Genomic DNA, 12,053 nt, shown 5'->3' with positions numbered 1-12,053 from the left:
TTTCTCCGACAGTGGTCTGCTCGAAGCCATCGCGCATCACATCCGTTCCTCACCAGGAGATTCCAGTGTTGCGCTGACCCATTGAGACCAAGGGCGAATGCGGACGTTCCGCGGGCTGCCAACCAAGAGTGGCCAGCTCGAACCTCAGTGCCACTGCGGATCGGATACGTGGCAATCGGCACGATGATGTGTGCGGGCGACTACTCGACCACTGTCGCGAGATGGGCTGTCGCGCCCGCCTTCCGAGCCTCCCGGCCGCTCGGCTGAGCCTCACCGTTCGGCAGCAGCGCCAGGAAGTTGCGCACGAGAGCCCGATCGTCATCGACCCGGTGCGCCACGTAAACCGTTGTAGTGGCGTCGGTTTCGGCGAGCGGCACGATGCGCACCGACTGCGGCGCGGTGAACGTCGCGCTGCGTGGCGCGATGGTGACGCCCAGCCCCTCACTCACGAGGTAGAGGATGGTGGTCCAGTTATTGCCCTCCTGCACGATGCGGGGCCGGCGGCCGGCCTCCACCAAGGGCCTCAGGTTCTTGTCGTGGGCATGGGCGCCGGCGGCCCGAGGGAAGAACACCAACGGGTCGTCGGCGAGTTCGGGGCCGGTGAGGACGGTGCGGTCCGCCTGCGGGTGGTCGACCGGCAGTACCGCCATGAACGGCTCAGTGGCCAGCGGGAACACGACGATGCCTGGTTCATCGTCGGGATCCCGCACGATTGCCATGTCGAGCGCGCCATGACTGAGCTGAGCCACCATGTGGCTGGTGTAACCCTCGATGAGTTCAATGTGGACCAGCGGATAGCGGTCCCGGAACTGCCGGACGCTCCGCAGCGGTTTCAGCGGCAGCACCGACGGGACGAAGCCCAGGTAGAGCCGACCCTGACTGCCCTGACCGATGCCCGCGACCTCGTCGAGGTCGCGGGCCGCGTGACCGAGGATCGCCGCGGCGCGCTCGCGCAGGACTTCCCCGGCGGGTGTGAGGGCGACGCTGCGCGAGGTGCGGTCGAACAGGCGAGTTCCCAGCAACATCTCCAGACGCTGAATTTGCTGGGTCAGCGCGGGTTGAGCAATGTGCAGCCGGGTAGCCGCCCGGCCGAAATGCAATTCCTCGGCGACTGCCAGGAAGTAGCGCAGGTGCCGTAGCTCCACCCCATCAGTCATAAGTAGAGGTTATCAATTGGACCTATCAAGTATTGGACGTGATGATTCGATGCCGGGCATGCTGACGACGTGATACAGCAGACCGAACGCACAGCCGCCCAGTGGGCCGACACCATCGTCATCGAGCCGATGTCGGGCCCGGTCGACGCCCAGGCGTTCAAGAAGCTCAACGAGGACTGGATTGTCGAGCTGTTCTCGCTCGAGCCCGCCGACTCCGCCAAACTGGACGACCCGGAGCGTGAGATCGTCGCCAAGGGCGGGCAGGTGCTGATCGCCCGCGACGGCGCGGACATCGTCGGATGTGTGGCACTGATGCCGGAGGGCGACAGCGTGTTCGAGCTGACGAAGATGGCCGTGGCGCGGGACCGCCGTGGCCGTGGCCTCGGCCGGCTCATCCTGCGGGCGGCCATCGACTATGCCCGCCGCCGCGGCGTAAAAGCGCTGTTCCTCGGCAGCAGCACCAAACTGCCCAACGCGGTGCATCTGTACGAATCGATCGGTTTCGTGCATGTGCCGAGCGATCAGATCGGGCCGATGCCGTACCAGCGCGCGGACGTGTTCATGCGGTACGAGCTGAGCTGACCGCTGCCGCTGAATCAACACCTCGAGGCTAGTTCGAGGTGGGTTGCCCGAAGCGGGTCATGGCGCGGTAGAGGGCAGTAGACGTGGGTGCTTCTGGCATCGGTGGGATGGGGGCGTCGGGGGAAGCGAAGGCGCGAAGCATATGTCCGACGAGCCGGCGCCAGCTGTCCGGCGCGTCGTCGCCGGTGGCGGCGATGACGCCGGCGTTGGCGATGAGCAGGATGACGAGATCTTCCGAGGTGAAGTCGGTTCGCAGGTGACCGGTGGCCTTGGCGCGGGCGATGAGTTCGAGGAAGCCGTGGTGGGCTTCGGCGCGCCGCGCCTCCAGGGTCTCGGCGGTGGGGAAGGTCATGGTCAGGACGTCGGCGAAGCCGCGGTCAGCGGCCTGCATCCCACAGACGGACTCGGTGTAGCGGATGAAGCCGTGCCAGGGATCGGGGTCGGCGAGTGCCTCGGCGGTGGCGGTGGCGTAGCCGTCCATGCGGTCGGCGAAGACGGCGTTGATGAGGTCCTCGCGGGTGGCGAAGCGGCGGGACAGAGTCGCCTTGCCGACGCCGGCCTCGCGGGCGACCGAGGCCATGGACACTCGCAGGCCCTCGGTGGCGTACAAGCGGCGGGCGGCCTGCATGATGCGCTCGCGGTTGCGCTCGGCGTCCGCGCGCAGGGCGGTTTCGGACTGCTGGCCTGAGACTGCGGCGGAGGCTGCGGGCGGCGTCATACCTACACTCTACTAACTGGAACGGCCTTCCCGATTTCTGCTGTGGTGGCGACAGGAAAACTTGGCCGGCGTCGCCTTTGTCGGAGCCAGGATCCGACAGGCATCCGGGAAGTCCGCCTTATTTCGGTGCCTGGAAGCCGCCGATCGTCTGCTCGAGCAGTTCGGCCAGCCGCAGCGGGGTGCGGTCCTCGAACACCGGACCGATGAGCTGCACCCCCACCGGCAGGCCCTCGGGGGATCGGCCCGCGGGTATGGCGGTGGAAGGCAGACCGGGCATGGTGGCCAGACCGGCCCAGACGAGCTGGTCGCCGAACGGGTACGCGACGCCGTCGATGTCGATCCGGCGTTCCTCCGGTTGGGGGTTGTGGTCGTGTGGGAACGCGGGAGTCGGCGTGATCGGACACGCCACGGCATCGAACTCGGTGAACAGCTGCCGCCAGCCGTGGCGGTGGAGTTCGCGACGGTTGTTCGCCTCGATCCAGTCGCGGTGGCTGAACACGCCGCCACGTAACCGCGCCGCGTCGAGACCTTGGTCGTCCGCGTTCAGTCCGGCGGCGTGGGTCCGTAGCTGCTCGTATCTGTCCGCGGGATAGCTTGCGGCGAGGTTCGAAAGCAGTAGCTGTGTGTAGAGCGTCGCGGCTTCGGTCAGATCGGGCAGCAGCGGACTGTGCCGTTCGACGCGGGCGCCGGCGACGACGAGCGCGTCGGCGACTCGGTTCACGGCGGTCCGCACAGCGGATCCGGTCGGAATGAGCGGGTGCTCGTCGAGGACCAGGACGCGGAAGTCGCAGAGCCGCTCGTGGCGCGCGGCCGGCAGGGTCAAGTCGAACGCGACGCCGAGCGTCAGCGGGTCCGGTCCAGCCATCACCTCCAGCAGCAGCGTGAGGTCGCGGGCGGTGCGTGCCATCGGACCGACGACGGCGAGGTCGCGGTCGGACGGCAGTGCCGGCGCGGGCGGCGGGACATGACCGCGGCTGGCCACCAGCCCGTATGTCGGCTTGTGTGCGTAGATGCCGCAAAAATGCGCGGGGGTGCGCAGCGAACCGCCGATGTCGGAGCCGATGGACAGTGCACCGAATCCGGACGCCAGGGCTGCGGCTGATCCGCCGGAGGATCCGCCCGGTGTGCGGCCGTGATCCCACGGGTTGTTGGTGGTGCCGTAGATCTCGTTGAAGCTCTGGATATCTCGCAGCATGAACGGCACGTTGGTCTTACCGAGCAGCACCGCGCCGGCGGCCTTCAGCCGCGACACCTGTACCGCGTCCTCGGCAGGCACGTAGTCCCGGTGCGTCGGCATGCCCCAGGTCGTGGGTAGCCCGGCGATGTTGTAGGACTCTTTGACCGTCACGCGCGCCGCGCTGTCGACGGTTCCCGTCGGCGGCGCAGGTCAGTGGTCGTCATACTCGCCGCGCGGCGCTCACCCGAAGGGTGTTCTATTCACCAGTACGATCACGGGGCCCATCTTGATTGCCAGTTCGGACAAGGAGTCGCCGTGGATCCGCTTGCCATCCTGAATACGCTGCTCTCGCTTGCCGTCCAGATCTTGTCGCTGGTCCAGGGGGACAGCAGCTACTCCGCAGGCAGCTGAGCGAGTCGCCTCGGCGCTGCCCCGGCGGCGTCGAGGCGACTCGGTGCGCCGGTCGGAGGTAGCCCGATCCGGTGGTGGGCTAGCGGTGGGCGGCATTGGTGCCGGCCCAGGCTTGGATGTCGCCGCGGTCGAGGGCCAAGGCCAGGAGGGTGGGAAATTTGTCAGGGCTGCAGGCGAAGGCGGGAATGTCGAGGGCCGCGAGGGCGGCGGCATTGTCGTGGTCGAAGGCTGGGGCACCGTCGTCGGAGAGGGCGAGCAGGACGACGATCTGGACGCCGGACTCTTTCATCGCGTTCACACGGCGGAGCATGTCGTCGCGTATGCCGCCCTCATACAGATCGGAGATGAGCACGAACAGCGTGTCGGCGGGCCGGGTGACGAGGGACTGACAGTAGGCGAGGGCCCGGTTGATGTCCGTGCCGCCGCCGAGCTGGGTGCCGAACAGCACCTCGACCGGGTCGTCGAGTTTGTCGGTGAGATCGACGATTTCGGTATCGAAGACCACCAGTGAGGTCCGCAGCGACCGCATGGAGGCGAGCACCGCGCCGAACACCGACGCGTACACGACGCTGGTGGCCATCGACCCGGATTGATCGATGGCGAGCACCACGTCACGACGCACCGCCTGCGCCTTGCGCCCGTAGCCGACCAAGCGTTCCGGCACCACGGTGCGGTGCTCGGGTAGATACGTCGCGAGGTTCTTGCGAATGGTGCGGTCCCAGTCGATATCCCGCAGGCGTGGGCGTGTGACACGGGCCGCGCGGTTCAGCGCACCGGAGACCGCGGCGACGGTCTGCGCCGCGATGCGCTGCTCGATCTCGCGGACCACCTTTTCCACCACCATGCGCGCGGTCACCTTGGTGGTCTCGGGCATCACCCCGTTGAGGCTCAGTAATGTGCCGACCAGGTGCACGTCCGGTTCCACCGCTTCGAGCAACTCCGGCTCCAACAGAAGCTGGGTGAGGTTCAGCCGCTGCACGGCGTCGCGCTGCATCACTTCGACGACAGTGCCGGGGAAGTAGCCGCGAATGTCGCCCAGCCAGCGGGCGACCCGCGGCGCCGAGCCTTGCAGCCCGCCGGTGCGCTTGCCCGGCGACTGGTCGTCTTCGGTGTTGTACAGCGCCGACAACGCGCGGTCCATGGCCGCGTCCTCGGCGGAACCTAGCCCGCCGAGACCTTCCTCGGCCGCCGCGCCGAGCACCAAACGCCAACGCCGCGCCTGGGTGTCGTCGGCGGTCATACCGTCACCCCCAGGATCTCCGCGGCGGTGCGCACCGCGATCGTTCCGCGCTCCACGTCGAATTCCGCCGTGGTCCCCGCTGCTGCGGTGACAGAGCCGCCGTCGCGCACCGCCTGCCCGATCGCGCGGCGCTCGCCGGATTCGAACGCGCCGAAGGTCCGGCGCAGCAGCGGCAGCGTTTCGACGAACGCATCGTCGCCGAGGTCGCGTAGCCAGTCATCGATGAGCCGCAACAACTCTCGATCGTGCACGAGCAGCAAGCCGCGGCCGCCGAGGAACCCGTCGATCCACGCCGCCTTGGCCGCGGCCGTGACTCCGACCGACAGGGCCGCGGCGAGCCGGCGCGCGGACTCGGCGTCGCCGATGCGCCCGGCGTCGGCGAGTAGCCGGACGGCCCGCCCCACCAAGGCGCCGTGCACGTCGTCGCGGTCGGCGACACGGCCGAGCGCGGCCAGCCACTCGTTGGTCGCCCAGCTGTCGTCCCTGGTGTGGATGGCGGTGTGTGCCATGTCGAGCAGGGTGCGCAGTTCGGCGGCGGCGTCGGTGTCCAACCCCGTCACCGCTGCGGGCAGGCCCGCGCAGATGCGGACGAGCAGTCCATCGGCCACCTGCCCGAGTGCCTTGGTGTCGGTTCCCCGCACGTCGCCGTAGCGCACTGTTCTGATCAGGCCGGGCAGGGCGGCGAGCAGGTGGGTGACGTCGTGGTCGAGCGCGGCGGCGGATTCCAGCCGGACGATCAGCCCGTCGGTGGCGCCGCCGAGATCGGCGAGCAGGGCCACCTCCAGCGCGGCGGTCAACTCGCCGACGGTACTTTCCGCCCGGCTCGCGGTGTCGAGGATCTTCGCCTCGGCGGCGGTGCGGATGGTGGTGCCCCAGCGGGAGGCCTCGATGATCGAGATCGTGTACTCGGGCCGCCATTCCAGCGTCCAGGTCTCCCGGAAGGTGCCAGTGCCGCGCACCTCGCTCGTGGTGAGCGTTCCCCACCCGATCTCGAGCACGCGCAGCCGGTGCAGGAGTCGCGACCGTTCGACCTCACGCTGCTTGCGCAGGTCCAAGTCTATGGTGCGGGCATGCGGTTCCTGCTTCAAGCGCAGCGACCGGATCTGGGCGCGTAGGTCCGCGTCCAGTGGCACGGTCGGTGTGCCCTCGGGAACGCTGCCGAGCGCCTCGCCGACGACGAGCTCGCCGACCACCAGACGCAGCATCGTCTCGTCGCCCGCGCACATCACCGACCTGGTCGCCTCGGTGACCTCCGACAGCCCCGCGAGCGGGCGGCCGCGCAGCGCGGCCAGAGTGTCGGCGAGCCGGACGGATTCGATGATGTGTGCACTGGAAACGGGCAGATCATGGGCGCGCAGCACACCGGCGACCTTCGTCAGCCACCGGACGATCGGCTGCTGGGTCTCGGTGAACAGGTGGTGGTACCAGCCTGGCGAGGTGACGCCCGCACCGTATCCTGAGGTCGTGGACAGCCGCGAATGCGTCCACGGCACCCAGGTGAGCCGGGCTTTGGTCTTCGGAAGCCCTTTCAGCAGACGGGTATCAGGCGCGGCGGGGCCGAGCTTGCCCGTGAGTGCGGGCGCGTGCCATGCGCCGCACACGACCGCCAGCCGGACGGCCCCGTCCTTCAGCGCTTTGCGCATGGTCTGCCGCATATAGGCCTCACGCCGCAAGGTGTGCGCGTCGATGGTGATCGGATCGGGCGGAACCGGTCGGCTGAGGTCGGCGTCGGAGAGCGCTTCGGCAACCGAATTCGCCTCCGGCACTCTGGCATTCGTGGATCCGCCGGGAGCTCCGTCGTGAGCTGGTACGCCAGGCGGTCGTTTGTTGTGCGCCGGCTCGTCGTGCGCTTCGATGTGCGCCGTATCGGTGTTCGCCGGTGCGTGCTCGATGGTGCCCGGCACCGGCTGCTGCTCGCGCGCGATCTGCTCGGCGGATTCCCGTAGCGCGCCCATCGCCTCGGTGATGGGGTCGAACGCGTCGGCGTCGGGAACGGATTCGACGACCGCGTCCCACCAGCGCTCGGCGTCGTCGTAGCCGCCCGCCTCGGCTAAGGCGCTCAGCGGATCGAATCGGTCGCCGGGCTCGTCCTGCGCCGCGAGGACGACCGTCGCGGGCAGATCGCAGAACCGGACGGGCACGGAGTGCCGCACGGCGTACCGCAGCGCCTGCCACTCGGGGGAGAACACCGCGTACGGCCAGAACGCGGCCTTGGCCGGTGCGTCCGGGACATAGGCCAGCAGCGCGACCGGCGGCGCCATCCCTTCGGCCGCGACGTAGCCCACCAGCGGGTCGGCGTCGGCGGGGCCTTCGATGAGGATCATGTCGGGACCAAATGCCTCCAGGGCCAGCCGCAATGAGCGCGCCGAGCCGGGACCATGGTGGCGAATGCCGAACACCCTGGTCAGCTGCATTGTTTCGGTGCGGGAGGTCAACCGGTGACCTCGCGGCAGGCGCGGTAGAAGTCCGACCAATCCGGCCGCTCGCGGACCACGGCCTCCAGGTACTCCGTCCAGACCACCGCATCGGCCACCGGGTCCTTGATCACCGAGCCGAGCACGGCGCCTGCGATGTCGGAGGCGCGCAGCACCCCGTCGCCGAAGTGGGCCGACAGCGCGATCCCGTTGGTGATCACTGAGATCGCCTCGGCGGTGGACAGCGTTCCCGACGGCGACTTGAGCTTGGTCCGCCCGTCGGCGGTGCTGCCGGAGCGCAGCTCACGAAAGACCCGCACCACCCGCCGCACCTCCTCGGCCGCGGCGGGCACCGTGGGCAGTTCCAGGGCGGACCCGAGCTGCTCGACCCGCCTGCTGACGATGGCCACCTCCTCGTCCTCGCTGGCGGGCAGCGGAAGCACCACCGTGTTGAACCGACGGCGCAGCGCGGAGGACAGATCGTTGACGCCCCGGTCGCGGTTGTTCGCGGTGGCGATTACGTTGAACCCCTTGCTCGCCTGCACCTCGATGCCGAGTTCCGGTACCGGGAGCGTCTTCTCCGACAGCACGGTGATCAGCGCGTCCTGTACGTCCGAGGGGATGCGGGTGAGCTCCTCGATCCTGGCGATCGCACCGGCACGCATCGCGGTCAGCACCGGCGAGGGCACCAATGCGCCTTCGCTCGGCCCTTCGGCGAGCAGTCGCGCGTAGTTCCAGCCGTACCGGATCGCTTCCTCAGCCGTGCCCGACGTCCCCTGCACGAGCAGCGTCGACGCACCGCTGATGGCCGCCGAAAGATGTTCCGAGACCCAGGTTTTGGCAGTTCCCGGTACGCCGAGCAGGAGTAGTGCCCGATCGGTTGCCAGCGTCGCGACCGCCACCTCCACCAGCCTGCGCGGCCCGACGTACTTCGGGGTGATCACGGTGCCGTCGTCGAGAGTTCCGCCGAGCAGGTAGGTGACCACCGCCCAGGGCGACAACCGCCAGGACGGCGGCCGGGGCCGTTCGTCGGCGGCGGCGAGGGTGCGCAGCTCGTCGGCGTACGCCTGTTCCGCGTGTGGGCGCAGGAGGTTCGGCGTCGGGTCGATTGTGGTCACTGCAACTCCTCGAGCATGATCGAGCGGTGGTTGAGGTCGTGGGTGAGCTGGTCGAAGGCGCGCTCCCAAGCGGGATCGTCACATCGGCGGGCCACCGCGGCGGCGGCGGCCGCGGCGGCGACCGGGAGATGTACAGCGGCTGTGGCGAGCAGCGACCGGTGCGCGTTCGGGGAGGCGCCGTGCGCGTCCGGGCGGCGGGCCGCTGCCCGTGCCCGCTCGAACAGCAACAGGATCAGGTGTTGTGCCAGCGCTTCCGGCCATGGGTGGCCCATCGCGGGCAGTAGTGCCTCGATCTCGGAGAGCCAGGAGCCGTCCAGCCGCAACAGATGCGCTGTCCGGTCGGGCAGCGGGAGTAGCTCGAACAGCTCACGTCGGCGAAGCATAGCCAGATCTGTTGGCACGCCCGCCTCGAACAATGCGCGCGCCCAGGACGAATCATGTTGTGCTAGTGCGGCATCCACCCAACCATCGAAGATCGGCTGCCGGAACCGGTCCTCGATCGTGGTGCGCACCGCCTGCTCCGGCGTGTCCAGCAGGCTCGACCAGTGCGCCAGCGGTGTCGCCGCGACCACCTGCCGCAAGCGGGCGGCCTGCAGGTCGGGCGCACCATTCCAACGGTAGGCGAATTCGACCGTGCGGTCGGTGATTCCGTCGCGCTCGGTGGGTCCGTCCAGCGCATCGGGCACAGTGGGCACCAGCTTCGTGTGCCGCATCCGATGCTCGGCGCGGATCCATGAGCTTGCCCGGTTTCGCATGCGCTGCGCGAACGCGGAATCCGGCAGTAGTGCGAGCAATCCCGCCGCGGTGCGGCGCACATCGGCGCGTCGATCATCCAGCGCCGTCTCCAGCAGCGGTTCGTCATCCGGCCCGATGCCCTCGGCGAGCACGGCCAGTAGCTCCGCCTTCAGCGGACCGGATTCCTTCGGCCATGCCGCGGCGAGCTGCTTTCCGGCCGCGGCGGCATCGCGACGACGGAGCTCGGCAAGCCAGTCGCGCCGCTCGGCCGGCTGCCCGAACTGCCAGGTCGCCGCGGCATGCTCGAACGCGGTCGGCTGCTGCCGCACCAGGTTCCGCCACTCCGGGTGCTGCGCCGCCAGCCAGCTGCCGCGGACACCGGCCAGGCGCAGCAGCGACTCGCGCAGCGCGGCGTTGATCTTCGCGTGCTCCAGTAGTCGCACGCTCAGCGCGTCCGGGGCCCGATAGTCGTGCGGCGCCGCCGCATCGAACCATTCCGGGAGGAAGGCGGAGCGCTCCTGCACCATGCGCGCCAGTCGTGCCGCCGCCGGTCGGGGCAGCAGGCGGCGGCCGTCGTCCGGCGCGGGTTCGGGCGCGGTCGCGGTCGCGGGCATGACCGCGCCGCGCGCGAAAATGTCCTGCAATGCAGCGGATTCCAGCAACCGCAGCGCCGGGTCGGTCGGCAACCGGACCGCGGCGCGCGCCACCGGCGGCGCCAGCCGGTCGAGATCCGGTGTCCGGCGTGCGGTGCCCAGCAGTGCTACGGAAGTCAAATCCGCGCTCGAAGCCGGCACGGTAGGGGAATTCGACGGACGGCCGACGGGGTCCGTCGGAGCCAGGTCGATGACCTCGCCCGCCGCGAACACCGAGATCGGAACCAGCCCGTCGGTGCTCCATTCGGCGGCCACCGTCACCGGGTGGCCGCCCGAGACGGCCAGCAGTCGCCACGGTTGGTCGGCTGAAGCGATCGGCAGCGCCGTGCCGTCGGATTCGGTGAGATACCAGCCCTGTTCGTTCAACGCGGGAATAACATCGACGAGCAGCATCGGCCAGGAGCGCAGCCACGGATCAGCGCCGAGCGCTGCGGCGTGGTCGGCCAGCGCGGCCGCGACGGTGTTCGGCCGGTCCGCGTCGGCGGGCAGCGTGGTGAAGGGTTCGGCGGGGCCGTGCCGTTCGCCCCAGAGCGCCCGCAGCGGCGCGGTCCCCGGGTAGTAGTGCAGCTCGACGTCGGCGAGCTGACCGAGCGTGGGAATGTCGGCGGGGAAGCTCGGAGAGCCGAAGGAGTGGTCGACGATCAGTGCCCAGCGCTTGGTCGCCCGCCCGTACAGCCAAGTGCGCCTGCTGTACAGACGCTCCTCCTCGGAGAACCACACGCCGAACACCATCCATCGGTCCCGCACCGCGGGTTCGCCACGCACCGCGTCGGCCGGATTCGGGTAGCCGATGTGAGTGCGGATACTGGCGCTCAGCGCGGGCGTCACATCGTCGAGTTGCCGGTGCGCGGCGACCAGGAGGTGCATCCGCGCATACTCGCGAAGCACGAGATCTGGCCAGTCGGTCCTGGTGACCACCGTGGTCGGCAGTCGGCGCAAGGCCGAAGCGAGGCCAGGCGCCTGCGCGTCGACCATTCTGGCGGCGATGGCCTCGAAGGCGCGGAACGAGCGGTCCGTCTGCGCAAGGCCGGTGCGCACCTGGTCACCGAGCCAGATATCGAGTTCTTCCAGTCCTGCGGTCACCCGTACCCTGCGCTGCTCGGCGGTGGCAGGGTTCGGCGTGCGGGCACCGCGCCCTGCGGTGGACGCCGACCGCGCCGTTCGGCCGCCGATCCAGGCCGCTGCGTAGTCCGCGGTCTCCGGGACCGCGGGAACCTCGCCCGCCGCCCAGACCAGCAACAGCGACAGCGCGTGCTTGCAGGGGAATTTGCGGCTCGGGCAGGAGCAGTTGTACGCGGGGCCGGACAGATCGACAACCGTCTGGTACGGCATCGCGCCGCTGCCTCGGCACCGCCCCCACAGCGCGACGCCGTGCTGCCCGGCGCCACGCCAACGGTCCGCGAGCTTTCGCGCCGCGGACAGCGAACTGGCGTCCGGTGCGAGCGCCCTGACCTGGTCTTCGGTCCAGGGCATTGTCATCGGAGGGCTCTGGCTCGGTGGTGGTGCCTCATCGCCTTCCTCCTTCCTCGGTTGACCGGATTTCTACCGCAGCGCACCGACACGTGCCGGCGCCGCCGGTGCTTCTGGCACGAAAATTCTTGTCGCCGTGCCACATTCGTCAGCGGAGCCCATGTTGCGCCGATCGATGTGCTCTGGCATTCTGTGCTGTTCGGCTCGACCGAGCCACCCGGAACGGGTGTTGACACCATCGAGCTGCCCGCCGGGGTTGGCGAGGGGTGGACATCGAGACACAGCCGAGCCGTTTCGATGACCATATCCATCCCCGCGGGCAGATTCGCACGGGGCACGGTGTCTGCCGAGGCTTCGCTCGGCCGAGCACTCCTTGTG

At 69.2% G+C, this 12,053-nt stretch carries 8 protein-coding genes; 1 reads left to right on the top strand and 7 read right to left on the bottom strand.

Annotated elements, in window-relative coordinates:
• Positions 1-200: 200 nt before the first annotated feature.
• Positions 201-1,157 carry a LysR substrate-binding domain-containing protein gene (locus AB0H00_RS17585; RefSeq protein WP_357267120.1) on the bottom strand — a complete coding sequence of 319 codons (957 nt, stop codon included), beginning with the start codon at positions 1,155-1,157 and terminating at the stop codon, positions 201-203.
• A gap of 69 nt (positions 1,158-1,226) precedes the next feature.
• On the opposite strand from AB0H00_RS17585, the gene AB0H00_RS17580 reads away from it, so the two are divergent.
• Entirely contained in the window at positions 1,227-1,739 is a 513-nt protein-coding gene (locus AB0H00_RS17580; RefSeq protein ID WP_357267118.1) for a GNAT family N-acetyltransferase, read from the top strand.
• Between the two features lie 28 nt (positions 1,740-1,767).
• On the opposite strand, the gene AB0H00_RS17575 is transcribed toward AB0H00_RS17580, so the two are convergent.
• From AB0H00_RS17575 to AB0H00_RS17550, 6 genes are all read right to left on the bottom strand, one after another.
• Complete coding sequence (locus AB0H00_RS17575; protein ID WP_357267115.1) at positions 1,768-2,457, bottom strand: TetR/AcrR family transcriptional regulator; 690 nt, start codon at positions 2,455-2,457, stop codon at positions 1,768-1,770.
• Between the two features lie 118 nt (positions 2,458-2,575).
• A complete protein-coding gene (locus tag AB0H00_RS17570; protein WP_357267112.1) occupies positions 2,576-3,805 on the bottom strand; it encodes an amidase in 1,230 nt (409 codons plus the stop codon).
• Positions 3,806-4,124: 319 nt separating this feature from the next.
• Complete coding sequence (locus AB0H00_RS17565; RefSeq protein WP_357267109.1) at positions 4,125-5,285, bottom strand: VWA domain-containing protein; 1,161 nt, start codon at positions 5,283-5,285, stop codon at positions 4,125-4,127.
• Positions 5,282-7,699 (bottom strand): DUF5682 family protein, encoded by a 2,418-nt coding sequence (locus AB0H00_RS17560; RefSeq protein ID WP_357267167.1) that lies wholly within the window; start codon positions 7,697-7,699, stop codon positions 5,282-5,284. The genes AB0H00_RS17565 and AB0H00_RS17560 overlap by 4 nt, the downstream gene beginning before the upstream one ends.
• Positions 7,700-7,716: 17 nt before the next feature.
• Positions 7,717-8,817, bottom strand: a complete 1,101-nt coding sequence (locus AB0H00_RS17555; RefSeq protein WP_357267106.1) for an AAA family ATPase — start codon at positions 8,815-8,817, stop codon at positions 7,717-7,719.
• On the bottom strand, positions 8,814-11,684 hold the full coding sequence (locus AB0H00_RS17550; RefSeq protein WP_357267103.1) for an SWIM zinc finger family protein: 2,871 nt from the start codon (positions 11,682-11,684) through the stop codon (positions 8,814-8,816). Before AB0H00_RS17550 ends, AB0H00_RS17555 begins: the two co-directional genes overlap by 4 nt.
• Positions 11,685-12,053: the final 369 nt, after the last annotated feature.

It is taken from the genome of Nocardia sp. NPDC023852, assembly GCF_040639505.1.
In the GTDB taxonomy this organism is placed as follows: Bacteria; Actinomycetota; Actinomycetes; order Mycobacteriales; family Mycobacteriaceae; genus Nocardia.
Note: the sequence above shows the minus strand (reverse complement) of the source record. Positions and strands in the feature narration are given on the sequence as shown.